At 40.4% G+C, this 16,824-nt stretch carries 14 protein-coding genes; 1 reads left to right on the top strand and 13 read right to left on the bottom strand.

The window, feature by feature from the left end:
- Positions 1-94: 94 nt before the first annotated feature.
- The 5 genes from prfA to B2W36_RS04645 form a co-directional block, all read right to left on the bottom strand.
- Positions 95-1,168 carry a peptide chain release factor 1 gene (gene prfA / locus B2W36_RS04665; protein WP_209578736.1) on the bottom strand — a complete coding sequence of 358 codons (1,074 nt, stop codon included), beginning with the start codon at positions 1,166-1,168 and terminating at the stop codon, positions 95-97.
- 98 nt (positions 1,169-1,266) lie between these two features.
- Positions 1,267-1,596, bottom strand: a complete 330-nt coding sequence (locus B2W36_RS04660) for a DMT family transporter (RefSeq protein WP_209578735.1) — start codon at positions 1,594-1,596, stop codon at positions 1,267-1,269.
- 61 nt (positions 1,597-1,657) lie between these two features.
- Entirely contained in the window at positions 1,658-2,248 is a 591-nt protein-coding gene (locus B2W36_RS04655; protein WP_293879486.1) for a Crp/Fnr family transcriptional regulator, read from the bottom strand.
- On the bottom strand, positions 2,230-2,985 hold the full coding sequence (locus B2W36_RS04650) for a UDP-2,3-diacylglucosamine diphosphatase (protein ID WP_293879487.1): 756 nt from the start codon (positions 2,983-2,985) through the stop codon (positions 2,230-2,232). Before B2W36_RS04650 ends, B2W36_RS04655 begins: the two co-directional genes overlap by 19 nt.
- Positions 2,986-3,044: 59 nt before the next feature.
- Entirely contained in the window at positions 3,045-5,213 is a 2,169-nt protein-coding gene (locus tag B2W36_RS04645) for a M1 family aminopeptidase (RefSeq protein ID WP_293879488.1), read from the bottom strand.
- A gap of 320 nt (positions 5,214-5,533) precedes the next feature.
- On the opposite strand from B2W36_RS04645, the gene B2W36_RS04640 reads away from it, so the two are divergent.
- Positions 5,534-7,657, top strand: coding sequence for a prolyl oligopeptidase family serine peptidase (locus B2W36_RS04640; RefSeq protein ID WP_293879489.1), 2,124 nt, complete (start codon positions 5,534-5,536; stop codon positions 7,655-7,657).
- A 116-nt stretch (positions 7,658-7,773) separates the two neighbouring features.
- Here B2W36_RS04640 and B2W36_RS04635 read toward each other — a convergent pair whose 3' ends face one another.
- The 8 genes from B2W36_RS04635 to B2W36_RS04600 all read right to left on the bottom strand — a co-directional run bounded on the left by B2W36_RS04635 (position 7,774) and on the right by B2W36_RS04600 (position 16,809).
- On the bottom strand, positions 7,774-9,012 hold the full coding sequence (locus tag B2W36_RS04635; protein ID WP_293879490.1) for a thioredoxin family protein: 1,239 nt from the start codon (positions 9,010-9,012) through the stop codon (positions 7,774-7,776).
- 111 nt (positions 9,013-9,123) lie between these two features.
- A complete protein-coding gene (locus tag B2W36_RS04630) occupies positions 9,124-10,311 on the bottom strand; it encodes an aminopeptidase C (RefSeq protein ID WP_293879491.1) in 1,188 nt (395 codons plus the stop codon).
- A gap of 266 nt (positions 10,312-10,577) precedes the next feature.
- On the bottom strand, positions 10,578-11,630 hold the full coding sequence (locus B2W36_RS04625; RefSeq protein ID WP_293879492.1) for a TerC family protein: 1,053 nt from the start codon (positions 11,628-11,630) through the stop codon (positions 10,578-10,580).
- Between the two features lies 1 nt (position 11,631).
- Positions 11,632-12,603 (bottom strand): polyprenyl synthetase family protein, encoded by a 972-nt coding sequence (locus B2W36_RS04620; RefSeq protein WP_293879493.1) that lies wholly within the window; start codon positions 12,601-12,603, stop codon positions 11,632-11,634.
- 47 nt (positions 12,604-12,650) lie between these two features.
- Positions 12,651-13,217 carry a DUF3109 family protein gene (locus B2W36_RS04615; protein ID WP_209578726.1) on the bottom strand — a complete coding sequence of 189 codons (567 nt, stop codon included), beginning with the start codon at positions 13,215-13,217 and terminating at the stop codon, positions 12,651-12,653.
- Between the two features lie 5 nt (positions 13,218-13,222).
- Positions 13,223-14,008, bottom strand: coding sequence for a DUF3108 domain-containing protein (locus tag B2W36_RS04610; RefSeq protein ID WP_209578725.1), 786 nt, complete (start codon positions 14,006-14,008; stop codon positions 13,223-13,225).
- Positions 14,009-14,126: 118 nt separating this feature from the next.
- Positions 14,127-14,648, bottom strand: a complete 522-nt coding sequence (locus B2W36_RS04605) for a DUF2480 family protein (RefSeq protein ID WP_293879495.1) — start codon at positions 14,646-14,648, stop codon at positions 14,127-14,129.
- 61 nt (positions 14,649-14,709) lie between these two features.
- Positions 14,710-16,809: a peptidylprolyl isomerase gene (locus tag B2W36_RS04600; RefSeq protein WP_293886571.1), complete on the bottom strand. Its 2,100-nt coding sequence runs from the start codon at positions 16,807-16,809 to the stop codon at positions 14,710-14,712.
- Between the last annotated feature and the right edge of the window lie 15 nt (positions 16,810-16,824).

Here is a 16,824-nt window from a genome sequence, read left to right as displayed (position 1 = left end):
AACCAGCTGAACTACCAGACCTCAACCCTTCTCCTCAGAAGGTGTGCAAATATAGCGTTTGTTTACGTATCTGCAAAGATTTTTTGAAAAAAAACTAATCTACTTGGCCGTCTTTCATCTTCTCTGCATTCTCTGCAAATTGCAGTGCATCGATAATTCCTTGAATATCACCGTCCATAATTGCCGGTAAGTTGTACATTGTCATTCCGATACGGTGCTCTGTTACGCGACCTTGTGGGTAATTATAGGTACGAATCTTTGCCGAACGGTCTCCTGTTGATACCAATGTTTTTCTTTTTGCGGCGATGTCGCCGTTCTTTTTGTTCAACTCGAGCTCGTAAAGTTTGTTACGCAACATCTCCATAGCTAACTCACGGTTGGCTAATTGGGAACGTTCGACCTGACAAACAACGACGATACCCGTCGGTTTATGCGTTAATTGTACTTTTGTTTCTACCTTATTGACGTTCTGTCCACCGGCACCTCCCGAGCGGGATGTCTGTAATTCAATATCACCAGGATTGATTTCAACATCCACTTCTTCCGCCTCGGGAAGAACTGCTACTGAAGCTGCGGATGTATGTACCCGGCCTTGCGTTTCAGTATCTGGAACGCGTTGCACACGGTGTACACCTGATTCGTATTTCAATTGTCCATAAACGTCTTCACCGATTACCTTTAATATCACCTCCTTGTAACCGCCAGAAGTTCCTTCGGTAACATCCATGACTTCATTACGCCAGCCTTTGGTCTCGAAATAACGTGTGTACATGCGATAGAGGTCACCAGCAAATAAAGCTGCTTCATCACCGCCCGATCCACCACGAATTTCGATAATGGCGTTTTTCGCGTCTTCAGGATCCTTCGGAATCAGCATCAGACGAATCTCTTCTTCTTTCTCTTCTTTGGCGACATATAAAAGATCCAACTCCTCCTTGGCCATCTCACGAAGCTCTTGATCCTTTTCGTTCATGATGATGTCCTTATTGGTGTCGATATTACTGACCATATTTCTATAAATATGGTACTGATCCACAATCTTGCCCAAATCTTTGTATTCTTTATTTAATCTGGCAAAACGTTTCATATCTTGCATGGTATCAGGGTTGCTTAATTCAGCTTCCACTTCTTCCCATCTTTCTTTTATCGCTTGTAATTTGTCTAACATATTTCAAAAATGCTTCTTCTAGGAATGTATGCCCTAGGTTACTATTGAGTGTACAAAAGTAAGGAAATTTTGTTGCTTTTAAACTACCTAGCCGGCTATTAATGAGAGGAAACTGCTTTTAGTCCCACAATAGAGGCAATGAGTGTGAAAATAAAGAATATGCGCCAGAAATCTGCTGGCTCCTTGAAGAAAATGATTCCCATTAAAACCGTACCTACTGCTCCGATCCCCGTCCAAACAGCGTAAGCTGTACCCAGAGGAAGTGTCTGTGTAGCTTTGATCAATAAGCCCATACTCGCAAAAAGAAAGATCACAAAAGCCCCATACCAGAGCCATTGCCCAGTCCCGGTCGCATCTTTCGCTTTACCCAAACAGGTGGTGAAACCAATTTCACATAATCCACCCAATATTAAAAATATCCAGTTCATACCCTTTTCTTTGTTTAAATACAAAGTTCCTTCTTTTGGGCGGTAATAGTTTTTACAAATGTTAAAAATTTGTATGAATATTCGCGCGAATCCGACTTAAAGTAACTTGACTAACACCGAGATAGGAGGCGATGTACCCCAGTTTGATGCGCTGGATATATTGGGGGTATTTTTGAAGGAGTTCTGCATAACGCTCCTGCGCAGTATTAAAAAGCTTCGCCATTGTGCGGTGCTCGGCTTTTATAAATTCGAGTTCAGCCATCTTTCTCCCCCAGTTGGCAATCGCGATATCACTTTCGTAGAGCTCAAAAAGCTGTTGCTGGTTGATGCGATAGACCACACTGTCCTCCAGCAGATCGATGTTTTCGTAACCTGGGGTATCATGCACATAACTATTCATGGAAATAAGTGTTCCTCCGGGGGAAACAAAATCAAGGGTAATTTGACGTTTGGGCGTCTCGTAATAAACCCGTGCTAAACCCGAGGCCAAAAAATAGATGTCTTTTTGCGTTTTGTCCTGTTCGATTAATAGGCTATTTCTTTTCACGGTGATCTTTTGACTAAGCTGCTCCAATTTTGAAGTGCTTTCCCCCGAAAGAGAGTGATAGCCATGGAGGCAATCCGATAATGAAATTAAGATCTGCCCACCCATTTCTCCAAACGTAAATTTTCACCATCCCATACGGCGTAGGTATGGTAGTTTATCCATTCGCCCAAATTTATGATGCGGCTATTGGGATTCAGCTTAATATCATAGGGCAGATGTCGATGTCCAAAAATATAATAGTCGTGATGCTGTATGGACTCAACTTCCTTCGCATAGCCAATTAGCCATTCTTTGTCTTCGCCCAAAAACTTTTCGTCCTCATTATTCGAAAGCCTGCTATGTTTTGACCAGCGTGTCGCGATTCCAATGCCAAGATTTGGATGTAAACGTGCAAATAACCATTGGCAGAAACGGCTCCGAAATACTTTCTTGAGTATCTTGTATTTGTAATCTCCCGAACCTAATCCATCACCGTGGTGAATATAAACGTGTTTTCCGTTGAGCTCTAACTCCAGCTCATTGTCGATGATCCGAACATTTAATTCCTTTTTGAGGTAATCAAACATCCACATATCGTGGTTTCCTTTAAATAAAGTAATGGGAATGCCAAGATCCGAAATTTCGGCTAATTTACCCAAAAAGCGGATATAGCCTTTCGGGACAACCGTGGTATATTCAAACCAGAAATCAAAAATATCACCAACAAGATAGAGCTGTGCAGCATCTGTTTTGATCTGGTCTAGCCACTGTATAATTTGCAGCTCCCTTTCCCGTGAGCGTTCCAAGGGATACGATCCTAGATGGAAGTCGGACGCAAAATAAATTTTTGTTCTTGTTGACATGTGGCCAAAACTAAAAAAAATGGAGGCGAATACAAAATTCGCCTCCACAATATATTTTCCTAGGATTTAGATAATTCGGTGATGAGCGCCTTTAGATAATCCATGGCATCGGGATCAATGCGCTTTAAAGACTGCTGAAGTTGATCGGGATAAGCACTTTTTATCGCCATGATCGAACTTGCGATAACCATATAGGATTTGTCGTTTACAGCATTCAATATTAGACTTTTGTATTTTTTATCTTTTGTCTGCGCGAGCTTTTGGATCGCAGAGGCACGGATAACAGAGGCTTCGGATTTCTCTGCAAGTGTCGAGATTGTTTTTTCTGTTGATTTGCGGACTGCGGGATTGCTTAGATCGAGACCCTGAATCGCTGTAGCAGCAAGGTCGGGATCGGTATCCTTTAACGCTTCAGTTAAGATTTGTTGACTAATGGTATTCGCCGGATTTTTTGCAGCGTAAGTAATGGCCTCTGCACGGTTTGCAAAGGAAGGAGCATGTTGATATTGATACAGATAGTCGGCAGCTGACTTAGCGATTTGAATTTGGCCAACGAGCACTTTTTCGGGATCAATATCGATAAATTCAACGGCAGCAGGTACGGGAACCATAAATTGGGCATTCCGCTTGTTGAGTTGAAAGTGCTGTCTGATCTTACCATTTTTGGTATAGATATCGACGGTCAAAGGGACCTGGAATGTCTGCACGGTAGAATCTTGAATTTGGGCTACGTTCAGTATAACACTGTTCTCTCCAGTTCTTGTCGTAATTTTCAAAATTGGATGCCCACCTTGGTAATACCATTGATTGAAATACGGAGCCCAGTCTTTGCCGGTCACTTCCTCCATAGCGAGACGCAGCTGTTGCGGTTCGCCGGTTTTAAAAGAATTGTCTGTCAAATATTTTTTTAGCGATTGATAGAATGCGTCATCCCCCATCTGCGCTTTCAGGGCATAGAGAATCAATGATCCTTTCGCATAGCTGATGTTATCGAACATATCTTCTTTATCGTGATAATAATAGCGCGCTAAAGCCGGACTCTTTCCGTTTTTAGTCGTGTTAAGGTAAGACTGTAGTTTTTCAAACCTCGATTTATCCCCACGATCTTTACCTCCGTCGTGTTCACGCCAGATAACCTCGCCGAAAGTGGCGAAAGACTCATTCATGGTCAGATTGGACCAAGATTCTGCTGTGACCAAATCGCCAAACCACTGGTGAAACAGTTCATGGGCAATCGTTCCCTCCTGATTATCGTCCAACAATTCGCGTTTGGTCTTTTGTACATGTTCCCCATGCAATGTTGCACTGGTGTTTTCCATTGCACCTGAAACATAATCACGACAGACGATCTGTGCATATTTATTCCATGGGTAAGGGACACCCAGTGTTTTGCTATAAAAGTCCATCATGGCCGGCGTCTTCCCAAAAATATCTTTGGCATAGGGCGAATATTTCGGCTCCAGGTAATAGTCAACAGGGATATTATTGTACTTATCGGCATAGATTTTGAAATCGCCGACGGCCATCATAAACAAGTAGGGAGCATGTGGTAGATCCATTTTCCAGGTATCCGTGCGTGTACCATCCTGATTCTTCTCTTGGTTTATCAACGCTCCATTCGATAAACTGACATATTTATCAAGGACAGTCATGGAGATTTCGGCCGTGGTTTTTTGATTTGGACGGTCGATGGTGGGAAACCATGCTGAAGACGCTTCGGTTTCGCCTTGTGTCCATATCTGGCGCGGCTTATTTGGCGTACGCTCATCAGGATTGATAAAATAAAGTCCTTTTGCATCATTGATTGCTGCACTGCCCTGTGCTTTTAATAAGTTGGGTTTTGCAGTATAATCGAGGTAAATGGTGTACTTTTCTTTTGCGAGATACTTGCGGTCGAGCTTGATCAAAAGCGAGTTGTTATCATAGTTGTATTTTAATGGAACCAGCTGCTGGTCATTAACCAAAGACACCTGTTTGATATCCATTCCTTTTGCATCGAGGCGAAGGGAGTCCGTCGGATAAAAATGGGGTTGCAATGTAACCCATTCTTTTCCGTAGAGGAATTGATTTGTATAGTCAAAACGTACATCCAGCTTGGTGTGAACAAGATTATTGATCTTGGTAGGGGTGGCTCTATACTGTTGATCCACCGGTAGTTGCTGACCATTGCTGACACCCGTTTGCAGCATGGAAATTCCTACTAAAAGATATATGATTTTTTTAAACATGGTTTAGTAATTCAAGATTTAAATAAATCTAAAGAAATTTCGGCTGTCCAAGAAATATGCTGCTAAGAAATATGCAACTGCTGATGGATGTTTTCTCGATTGCTCTATCGCTGATAAACAGACAGCGATTTTGTTGTAGCGCTTTTCGCACCATATTGTGGTTGTCGGGTAACGATGAATCCGGGCTTTTTAAGGTATGCTTTGCAAGATAAATACAGCCTGAGAAACATCGGAGGTCGATAAATTTGTTTATATTCAACTCAAATTTTCAGATACTAGGTGAATTGAACTTAGATTGGTTGAAACAAGTATACGATTTTATGATAAAGAAAAATTTTGGTCTTATCCTCATGATGATGGGTATGGCAGGTACGGCGACAACTGGTTATGGACAACGGTTAACATATCCCACGACAACGAAAGGAACCGTCGTGGATGAATTTTGGGGGGAAAAGATTGCAGACCCCTATCGCTGGCTGGAAGATGATCGTTCAGCTGAAACAAAAAACTGGGTAGAGGCTGAGAATAAGGTCACATTTGACTATTTGAATGCAATCCCGTTCCGCACAAAACTGAAAGATCAATTAACCGAAATATGGAATTATGAAAAAATAGGAACACCTTTTAAGGAAGGTGGATATACATATTTTTTTAAAAATAATGGCTTACAGCAGCATGCGGTGCTTTATCGCAAACTAGGGGAGAAAGGGACAGAGGAAGTTTTCTTGGACCCAAATACTTTCTCGAAAGATGGATCGACTTCATTAGCGGACATTTCATTTTCTAAAGATGGTAGCCTAGTCGCCTATTCTATTTCTGAAGGCGGATCAGACTGGCGGAAAGTCATTGTGCTGAATGCCAAAGATAAGTCACCTGTGGGGGCCACCCTCATAGATGTCAAATTCTCCGGTATCGCATGGAAAGGAAATGATGGGTTTTATTATTCAAGCTACGATAAGCCAAAGGGGTCTGAACTTTCTGAAAAAACAGATCAACATAAATTATTTTACCATAAACTCAACACAGCACAGTCTGAAGATAAATTGATTTTTGGAGGTTCTGCAACACCAAGGCGTTATGTGGGTGCTTCATTGACAGATGATCAACGGTACCTAATTATCTCCGCCGCAAATACGACAACGGGAAATGAACTGTATTATCAGGATCTCAAGCAGCCGAATAGCAAGATTATTTGCTTGCAGGACCATTTTGATGCCAATACCGGTGTCGTTGACAATATTGGGGACAGTTTCTTACTGGAGACAAATTATAAGGCTGCCAACAACCGTTTGGTTAAAGTAGATTTGAAGAATCCTGCAAAAGAGAACTGGAAAGATGTTATTCCAGAGACTGAAAATGTCCTTTCGATCAGTACTGGAGGGGGCTATCTTTTTGCAAATTATTTGAAGGATGCCGTTTCTGTTGTGATTCAATACGATTATACCGGTAAGAAGATTCGACAAATAGAATTGCCTGGCATTGGTACAGCGAGTGGCTTTTCGGGTAAAAAGACAGAAAAAGAAATCTATTTTGGTTTTTCAAATTACATTACACCGTCTTCGAGCTATAAGTTCAACGTGAGTTCTGGGCACGCTACACTTTATATCAAGCCTAAAGTAAAGTTTGACTCGGATCAGTATGAATCCAAACAGGTGTTCTACACATCGAAAGACGGTACGAAAGTTCCGATGATTATTACCTACAAAAAGGGGATTGCTTTGAACGGTAAAAACCCGACGATTGTGTATGGTTATGGGGGCTTTAATATCAGCTTAACCCCTGGGTTCAGTACTTCCGTTGCTGTGTGGTTAGCAAATGGCGGTGTTTATGCTGTTCCGAATCTCCGTGGCGGCGGCGAATATGGTCAGAAATGGCATGATGGCGGCAGGCAGTTCAATAAATTAAATGTCTTTCATGATTTTATTGCAGCTGCCCGTTACCTGCAGGAGAATGGGTATACATCACCGGAGTATACCGCTTTAAACGGGGGATCCAACGGTGGCTTGCTTGTTGGGGCGACAATGACAATCGATCCTAAAATTGCCAAAGTGGCTCTTCCAGAGGTTGGTGTTTTGGATATGTTACGTTACCATACTTTCACGGCTGGTGCAGGTTGGTCCTATGATTATGGTACGGTCAGTGATAGCAAAGAAATGTTTGATTATCTGAAAGCGTATTCTCCGGTGCATAATGTGAAATCTGGCGTTTGCTACCCAGCAACAATGGTGTTTACCGGAGATCATGATGATCGGGTAGTACCAGCACACTCCTATAAATTTGCTTCAGAGCTGCAGGCAAAGCAAGGTTGTGATAATCCTGTATTGATTCGTATTGAGACGAAAGCTGGTCATGGTGCTGGAAGGTCTACAGAAGTTCTGATCAATAGTAATGTGGATAAGTATGCTTTTGCGCTTTGGAACATGGGAATAAAGGCATTAAAGTAACCAGGCAGCTTGAAGCTTCAGGCTGAGGTCTCTATCTATATAAAAGTCCCGATCCATAATTGGATCGGGACTTTTGTCTTTAGGGATGATCAGCGTAGGCTCTTATCGGGTTCCTTTTAGTTTTCCCAAGTTTTTATTCCTTTCATCATCTTTTCAAGCGTTTCTTGATAGATAGGGCGATCGTCCTCACTGGCCATTTCGACGGCTTTGTTTTGCCACTTTATCGCTTTTTCTTTTTCACCTTTTTTATAGAGTAGATTGGAGTAGGTGTCCAAGAATGCGCTGCTCGGATCTTCAATAATCGACTTTTTGCTCCAGCTTAGTGCGGATTCGATACAGGCCGGATCGCTGCTGTTATTAAAGATAGTCCAGGCAAAAGTGTTTAATTGATGTGGAGTAAAATCTTCTGATGAAAGATAATCATTGATGGTATTCTTCATCGCCACATAATTTTTCACCTGAAGGTAATAGTGTGCTCTAATCTTCTTGAACATCGGAACGAAATCGATGTCCGGATATTTTGCCGTCAGTTCATTTTGATAACTATCCCAGTTAGGTTCGTGCTTGGCATCTATTTTAATCTGGAATAATTCGTTAACGACAACATTTGCCAGCGTACGGTTGGCAATACCAGGTGACTCTAATAGGATATCAATTTTTTCTTTATTGTTCCGGATAAGATTGAAAGCTTTCGAATTGGTAAATTTTGCTGCAGCCAATAGAATATGCACGTTCTCCTTTTTGAACAATTCATCTGTTCCTAGTGAATTTGCTAACGTATTTTCCGCCTTGCGCGCAGTGTTTTCATCGTAAGCGATATTCGCTGCTTTTAGCATCTGCTTGGCCGTGTAAATATCCTGCGGTCTTTTATCGAATTTTTTTAACAGGGTGTAATACTGTGTTTCGGGATTTAGCCCATCCATTACATGGCCGACAAATTCAGGCGCATCACTTGCGCCAACAATGCGGTGTACAGCTTGTCCATTGGGATTAAAAATAAGAAATGTAGGAAACGATTGAATATTATATTCATTGGAAATAGCACGCGCATCGGCATACCATTTTTTGACGTTGGCATTGTCAGATTCTGTGGAATCCATTTGTACCCTAACACTAATAAAGTTTTCATTAATTGGCTGCCCCACCTGTTCTAAAGGAAAGATCTCATTACTCATATATTGGCATGGACCACACCAGGTTGCAAATAGCTCTACAAAGATATATTTGTTTTCAGCTTCTGCGCGCTCCTTTATTTGTTTCCAACTCAATCCATTTATAAATTTCACACCCTTAGTCTGGGCGTGAGCCAAATTCCCGAATAAAATCGTAAGGCACAATGCGATTATACTTCTCATACTCACTCAACAAAAGATTCATAATTATGCTTAAGTTATCAAATTAATCTGAAAACAAAAACACCTCGGATGTTTTAATTTCAGAGGTGTTTTTGTGGATTGATAAATCGTCTATTTGATATTTATCTTAGCCTTTAAATCTTTTGTTAGGCCGTCTTTGTGTAACATCAAAGAAGTTGTTTTATAACGTACGAATTCTTTTGAGGCATAAAGGTAACCATGATAGTCATTTGTTGTTCCCCAAGAGTTTTTAACAATGTAGTACTCTTTTCCATTTTGATCTTTCACAAGCCCAACAATATGCATACCGTGGTCATCAGTTGTTTGCCAGTTATCAAAAGCTTTTTGTCTTTCTTCGGCTGTAACTTTTAATTCCGGTTTAGGACCAACGAACATGGTTGATTTTTCTTGCTCTGTCATTTCCTCGAATGGTTTTTCAGGTACATAAGCAACCCCGTTTTTCCAGGAGAAACCTTTTTCAGATACGTCAGTTGCCCAAGCCACAGTATAACCCTTTTGTAAAGCGTTGTCAATGATATCCGTTAAATCGTTCATTTTAACATTGTAAAAACGGTCGAATGACCAGTTGTCTGGAATCAGCAATACGAACTGGCTGTAATACGGATGATCGGTTACGGAAGCAATACCGACATAGTCGTCTGGATTGATACCGATTACCTGATCTGCAAAGGTACGTGGTGTGTAGGATTTACCGTTATAGTCAAATTTCTCAGGGACCTCTCCAAGGTAAGAATCCATGGCAGCGGTATAGGCTTTCTCCCAGTTTGGCGTCAATGTTTTGCCCTTCACTACTGCACCCAACATAGCGTCCAACATAGAAGTCATTTCGCCAAAGTTGTTACGGGTAGTACCGTAGTGGAGACCGGTATACGCCGATTGTGGCATTGTTCCGTATTTACGAAAGGAGTTCAATACATCATGGAATTGACCGCCCTCGCCCAATGACAATCCACCATGAAGGCGTACATAGGTACGTGCTTTGTCTAAGTATGTGTTCCGCGCAGTATAAATTTGGGATATCTCAACCGGTTTCTTACCCATACGAATCATCTCAGACTCTAGGAAAGAATTACCTGAATAAGACCAACAAGTACCTGATGAACCTTGATTTTTGATGGATGTATTCCCTAGATTGATGACTTCAGTAAAGGTAAATCCAGATTTGCTATTGTCATTTTGATTTGCTTTAAGCGCATTGATCAAATTGTCTTGTGCTTGTACTTGGAAAGACGCTGCAAAAAGTGAAGCGGCTAGTACAATCGTTTTATTCCAATTCATTGTTAGTATGTTGTTAATTTAATGTGGTGCTAAAATAAATAAATAAAATTGAGTAAGATCAATTCCTCTGTAAAATAATTGTGCTGAAAAATCTACTATTTGTATCTTAATGTCCTGCTAGGCAAAGAAATGATAGAAGTTTTCTAAGGTTAAATAGAAATGGCCAGAATTCTCATTCTGACCATTATAGGATGTTTATTCTATTATGTGCTGCCCCTTGCGACAACATTTTACAGCGATAAGCATAGTTGTTCAATCGGCTTCGTCTAATCAGCAATGGAAGACTTTTTTGGAAAAAGCAGCGAGGCAATGATACTTAAAGCGAGGATGCCGATAATAACAATCAGTGAATGTGTTGTCGTAAAACCAACTTCGGCCAACCAATGGTGTAGCAGCATCTTTAATCCAATGAAGACCAGTAAAAAGGCTAAACCTACTTTGAGGTATTGAAATTTGTGTATGATATTGACCAATAGGAAAAACATTGATCGTAAGCCTAGAATCGCAAAAATGTTAGAAAAAAATACGACGTAGGGATCTTTGGTAACGGAGAAAATCGCAGGAATAGAATCCACAGCGAAAATGAGATCTGTAAATTCAATCACCAGCAATACAAGAAAGAGCGGAGTCATGTATTTAACACCGTTCTCTACATGGAAAAAGTGTCCACCGTCTAATTTTGGAGTTACTTTAAAATAGCGCGAAGCGAATTTAACGACTGGGTGATTCTGTGGATCAACGTCCTCTTCCTGGTTGCGGTTAATAAACATTTTTACACCTGTAAAGACTAGGAAAGCGCCGAAAACATATAGAATCCAGCCAAACTTAGCAATAAGGGTGGCGCCAAGGAATATAAATAAGAAACGCATAATGATTGCGCCCAAAATACCCCAAACCAAAACCTTATGGTAATAACGCTCTGGAATACCGAAAGAGGTGAACAGTAAGACCATCACAAAGATATTATCTACTGACAAGGCGTATTCCACAACATAACCGGTAAGATATTCCAGACCAAGATTCTTATTATAAACATCGAGACTGGCCGCTAGATCTCCGGGAATAATTTTAATATCGTGGTGGTGTTTGGCGATGACCTCTTGGAGGTGATTAAAATCATGGATATTGTGCAGTTCAAATCCATAGTGACGTAGCAGCCAATAGAAGCCTAAAGAGAATAAGACCCAAATGGCACTCATAATACTAGCCATCTTCAGGCTGACAGGTTTGTCGCCCTTAGAAAATAACCCAAGATCTATTGCAAGCATAAGCGCAATAAATATTAGGAACCCACCAAAAAACATTAATTCGTGACTCATTTTATTTTTTTCTTTCTGTTGTGTATTTTACCAATTGCTCCAGTCCGGCTTTGTATTCGCTGTCTGGAAAGTCCTCCAATATTCGAAATGCATCTTGTTGGTATTCTAGCATCTTACTTGTCGCGTATGCTAACCCACCACTCTTACGGACAAAATCAATGACTTCAGCAACTTTTTGAGCATCCTCATTGTGGTTTTTAACTAAATTAATGATTCTTCGTTTTTCGCTTGCAGTAACTTGATGTAATGCATAAATGAGCGGTAAAGTTATTTTTTTCTCTTTGATATCATTGCCGAGCGGTTTGCCGACGTCATCTAAGCCAAAGTCAAACAAATCGTCTTTGATCTGGAATGCAATTCCAATTTTTTCACCAAATTGATGAAGTTTATCTACTGTTCCTTGATCTGCATTTGACGAGGCCGAGCCGCAAGCACAGCAAGAAGCGATTAGCGAGGCTGTTTTTTTTCGGATCACTTCAAAATAAATAGACTCTTCAATATCCAGTTTACGAGCCTTTTCGATCTGAAGCAATTCACCTTCGCTCATCTGTTCAACAGCTTCGGATACAATTTTTAGTAAGTGATAATCCTGATGTTTTACCGAAAGGAGTAAACCTCTTGACAATAGAAAATCACCCACCAAAACAGCAATTTTATTTTTCCATAGCGCATTGATCGAAAAAAATCCTCGACGTTCGTAGGAATTGTCCACCACATCGTCATGTACCAAAGAGGCAGTGTGCAACAACTCTACAAGAGCAGCACCACGGTAAGTGGATTCATTAATTCCGTTACATATGCCCGCTGAAAAGAACACAAACATAGGCCGCATTTGTTTGCCTTTACGTTTGATCAAGTATTGTGTAATGCGATCCAACAAGGGGACGGAGCTTTTCATCGAAGCTTTGAATTTTTTCTCAAAAGCTTCCAGTTCATGGACAATAGGACGTTGAATCTCTCTTAATTTTGACATGAATTAGGGTGAAATACCAAAATAGTTAAAGCTTAAAGATAGTGATTTTAGGACAACTCTTCGGCTGCTCGCTCAAGATTTTTGTACCATTCCTCACCGTACGTGCGGATTAACGGATCTTTTAAAAACTTAAAGACAGGGACCTGCAATTCTTTCCCGAATGAACAGGCATCTTTACAGATATGCCAACGGTCATAGTGAAGTACGTCAAATTCGGGATAATGTGTTGTCCGTATAGGGTATAGGTGACATGATACAGGTTTTCGCCAATGGATCTCGCCGAGTTCGTAAGCTTTTTCAATAGCACATTTTGTGATGCCATTTTCCCAGGTCACATAGGCGCACTCTTTATTTCCATCGACACAGGTAGTTGTCAGATCACCATCTACATCAATTACATATTTGCCTTGCTCCTCAATCGCTTCAATACCTTTCTCTGTCATATAAGGCTTCACTTTAGGATAGATCTCCTCCAGGATGGCCTTTTCACTTTCCAATAACGGGGCGCCCGAATCGCCTTCAATACAACAGATTCCTTTGCACTTTGATAAATTGCACACAAAGTCATTATTGATTAGATCTTCGTGTACCAATACATTTCCTACTTCAATCATTCTAATTATTTTGAGTAGCTTGCTCGTTGTCCCAATTTGTACTTTAATCCGCTTGCTTCCAGTAATTCTAACGTTACGGAGCCGATTAAAATATCTACATTGGCTTTGACCGGAATACGGTTGCCATCATTGGTTACCCACAAATAAAGCTTGCTATTTTTTTTAAATATCCGTCCCGGTTTGATTTCGGGACTGAATTTGAGGCATTCTAATGTGCCTAATTCTGTTTTTATCTTTTCTATTCCAATATATTGTATGCCTAAGGTAGCAATCTCATCATTCAGAAAATAAGTCAGCTTGAAAGATTCTCCCGGTTTAACCGTTGACAGATCCAAGTTGCGCGCAAAATAGTAGGAGGAAAGCAAGTCAAAAGTTTGATCTACTTTCGAATTAAATGTTCCTTTATTACCGACAACGGTATTTGTCGCTTGGTTAAAGCGTACCTTATCATTCCTTCTGTATCCTCCTTCGCGAATGTTTTCCGTATAATAATAGGGTAAAAATGTTTTACTGTTAATATACGAATTGTATTCATTGCGTACCGTATATATCGCAAAGGCACCTGCTGTCTTACCTGCTGCATATAAATGAAAGGAAGGGTTTCCAGTTCCATCCTTTGTGTCTTCAACAGTTAATGTTCCAGTTGCGGCGGAAATAAAGCCATAACGGAGTTTATACTTTAATTTCTCACCACCTTTAAATGCAGATTCCTTTAAATGCGGTAATTCTTGAGCAAAAGCAGTACTTACTACCACGGATAAGTAAAAGAGCAAAGTCGATATAAGTTTCATGTAGGTAAGTTTACGAAATTTGTTTGAAAAAGAAATGTTAATTTCATTCAAATAAATTTAACTTTTGACATTAAATGAGACGTTCATAGACAATGACTTATACATTTGTGCAATTGGATTACTTAGGCTGTACTCGTTTAAATACAGGTACGGTAGAACAAGGTTCACCATACATAATACTTTTTGCCACCTTGCTTAGTTTTACCGTAAACTGTACAAATATGGACTCTGGAATAAAAGTGTCACCACATCCCTTTACAACTACACGCTGATCCCGAAATTGTTCCATGTCAATCTGTTCAATAGCTGCAGCATACTGCATGCGTAACAGTTCATCCGCGTCTCCGAAGATGATTGTTGCTGCATGAGGTTCCAATTTGTTAGCCAATAACATGTAAGCCCAAGTGGGCACAATAGCATCTGCACTACAGGTAATTGCTACATGTTTACCGGCATATTGCGACCAATCGTTTGTCTTAATGAACTCGCGGAAATCCTTTTCTTTAAGAATCAAGCCATGGAAGAGATTATCCTTAATATCATATACCACATTGTCTGCTTGAGGATGGTAGTTGGCCAAGTCAACTGTGACTAACCCACTTTGCGCAACTTTGTTGACAATATTTGTTTGAATATCCATATTTACATCAAAAAAAAACCGGACGATAATTCGTCCGGCTACAAATTTACTTAAAAATCTTTTAAAAGAATTTCACTCTATTGTCAATGATTTCAGCTTTGTCTTGTAATGCGCGGAAAATAGATCCCCAAGCGCGTTGTGCTTTAGCTGCAAGCATTTGTTTCTTTTGTCCATTGATATCGGAGATAGCGGCAGGATTGGTAAAACCGTTGACCTGTACTACATATACACCTGTATTTCCTTCAATCGCTTTGGAAGGTTTATTTGGTTGAAGTCCAAAAACTGTTCCTACAACCTTGTTTTCCAATGCAACACCAGGGATAACTGGGTTCGCGAAGACAACATTTTCAACGTGAATAGCTGATTTACCTACTTTTTGAGCAACCTGATCTATAGAAGATGCACCTGCTAAAGCTTTGTCAAATTTCTCTTTCAACATCTTCGCTTTAACCATATTTCTTACTGCAGGCTCAATATCTTTTTTAACGGCATCCAGAGAAAGCGTTCCTTTAGGTTGTATGTCAACCAAACTTGCTAAGATGTAAGAAGTTTCAGTCTCAAATACTTTGTCTGAGATATCGCCTTTTTTCGCTTCGAAAGCCCATTTAATTAAATCACGTGGCGCTTCATTACCATCTAATACATTGTCCATCGCTGTTACGCGTGAAGCTGTTTTTGCTTCTAGACCAAGTTTTTTCGCTTCTTGAGCAAAGTTCTGTGCTGTGGCTGCAGATAAGAATGCTGTTGCTTTGCTATGCGCATTGTTTAATGTTTCTTTTCCACTGCTGATCACTTTATCAATGATGGCAACTTTCGCATATTTTGAGCTACCTGATTGTTTCTCAATTTTAATGACATGCACACCAAATTGAGATTTTACAACTTTGATATCACCTGTTTTTCCTTCGAATACGGCATTCTCAAACTCAGGAACCATACGACCTCTTGTGAATGTCCCTAGTTCGCCACCATTTGTTTTGCTTTCTGGATCTTTACTGAACTGAACGGCCAATGCTGCAAAATTGTCTCCTTTTTGAATCAATCCTTTGATCGAATCTGCTTTCGCCAAGGCTTTATCTACGCCACCCTCAGCTGTAGGGTCCAGTAAGATATGAGATGCTTTCACCGAGTCAGGACTTACGATCGTCGAAACAACTTTTGCGATTTCATACGCGTTGTTGTTTAAAAAAGGTCCAACTGTTGTGCCAGCAGCCACATTGAATACAACTGAATCCAAAGAAGGGCTCAACTGTCCTTTTTTCACATAAGTGAACGGGTATTTGTTGTCTGAATTGATCGAAGCAAACAAGGAGTCGTCTTTGGCAACGATTAAATCCTGTTTCAATTTGTTGATGGTTTCTTTTACGGCCAAAGAATCTTTAGCAAGAGGTTTTGCATCTACAGTTACATATTGAATTGCACGAGTTTCCTCTTGGGTTTTGAACATGTTTTTATGTTCATCATAATATTCTTGGTAATCAGCATCCGTCAATTTAGCATCTGCATCTTTGACAGAAGCATAATCTAAAAGAATGTATTTGAAGTTTGCCAATTTATTGCGCTCTTGGTATTCTTCGTTTGCTTCCAATGAAGTAACGTATACGCTATTGGAAAGCAACTCGCCGTATTTGCTGCTTAAACGTTCATCTCTAACGCCTTCAAGTAACGTATTCCATTGGTCGTAGACAGCAGGATTATTGTTCACCTGCCCTAAGAAGGTCATCAATTGACTATGGTCAAACTGTCCCGTTTGTGGGTTAGTAAAAGCCTGAACGATTTGAGGTGAAGGATTTGGCCCTTTTACTAAATCATTTAATTCTTCTTTACCGACAGTCAAACCGATTTTTTCAATCTCTTTTTTCAAGATCTCTCTTGACAAAAATTGATTCCAAACTTGTTGAACAGCGTATGTTCTCATTTGAGGAGTCACTGTACCTCCCATTTGTTGTTTGAACATTTCTTCTGTTTGTTCAACTTGTTGATTGAACGCAGGATATTCAATTTCAGTTCCGTTGACTTCCCCTACACGATTTTGATGTCTCGCCCAAAAAGGAGCTCCTCCCCGAACGACATCGCCTAGTAAAAATGCTAAAATTGCGATAGCCATAGCTGCGGTCAAGATGACACCCGCTTTGTTACGCAAAAAGCCCATTAATCCCATAGTCTGCTTATTGTG

Source organism: Sphingobacterium sp. UBA3549 (assembly GCF_002376635.1).
In the GTDB taxonomy this organism is placed as follows: Bacteria; Bacteroidota; Bacteroidia; order Sphingobacteriales; family Sphingobacteriaceae; genus Sphingobacterium.
The sequence above is the reverse complement of the archived record's forward strand: the minus strand, read 5'-3'. Positions and strand labels throughout refer to the sequence as shown.

What these genes read in the sequence shown, in the direction of transcription:
- prfA (WP_209578736.1), bottom strand. Translation starts at nt 1,168, where the DNA reads ATGTTAGACAAATTACAAGCGATAAAAGAAAGATGGGAAGAAGTGGAA.
- B2W36_RS04620 (WP_293879493.1), bottom strand. Translation starts at nt 12,603, where the DNA reads ATGTCAAAATTAAGAGAGATTCAACGTCCTATTGTCCATGAACTGGAA.
- B2W36_RS04660 (WP_209578735.1), bottom strand. Translation starts at nt 1,596, where the DNA reads ATGAACTGGATATTTTTAATATTGGGTGGATTATGTGAAATTGGTTTC.
- B2W36_RS04630 (WP_293879491.1), bottom strand. Translation starts at nt 10,311, where the DNA reads ATGAATTGGAATAAAACGATTGTACTAGCCGCTTCACTTTTTGCAGCG.
- B2W36_RS04625 (WP_293879492.1), bottom strand. Translation starts at nt 11,630, where the DNA reads ATGAGTCACGAATTAATGTTTTTTGGTGGGTTCCTAATATTTATTGCG.
- B2W36_RS04655 (WP_293879486.1), bottom strand. Translation starts at nt 2,248, where the DNA reads ATGGGTGGGCAGATCTTAATTTCATTATCGGATTGCCTCCATGGCTAT.
- B2W36_RS04600 (WP_293886571.1), bottom strand. Translation starts at nt 16,809, where the DNA reads ATGGGATTAATGGGCTTTTTGCGTAACAAAGCGGGTGTCATCTTGACC.
- B2W36_RS04640 (WP_293879489.1), top strand. Translation starts at nt 5,534, where the DNA reads ATGATAAAGAAAAATTTTGGTCTTATCCTCATGATGATGGGTATGGCA.
- B2W36_RS04615 (WP_209578726.1), bottom strand. Translation starts at nt 13,217, where the DNA reads ATGATTGAAGTAGGAAATGTATTGGTACACGAAGATCTAATCAATAAT.
- B2W36_RS04610 (WP_209578725.1), bottom strand. Translation starts at nt 14,008, where the DNA reads ATGAAACTTATATCGACTTTGCTCTTTTACTTATCCGTGGTAGTAAGT.
- B2W36_RS04645 (WP_293879488.1), bottom strand. Translation starts at nt 5,213, where the DNA reads ATGTTTAAAAAAATCATATATCTTTTAGTAGGAATTTCCATGCTGCAA.
- B2W36_RS04605 (WP_293879495.1), bottom strand. Translation starts at nt 14,648, where the DNA reads ATGGATATTCAAACAAATATTGTCAACAAAGTTGCGCAAAGTGGGTTA.
- B2W36_RS04635 (WP_293879490.1), bottom strand. Translation starts at nt 9,012, where the DNA reads ATGAGAAGTATAATCGCATTGTGCCTTACGATTTTATTCGGGAATTTG.
- B2W36_RS04650 (WP_293879487.1), bottom strand. Translation starts at nt 2,985, where the DNA reads ATGTCAACAAGAACAAAAATTTATTTTGCGTCCGACTTCCATCTAGGA.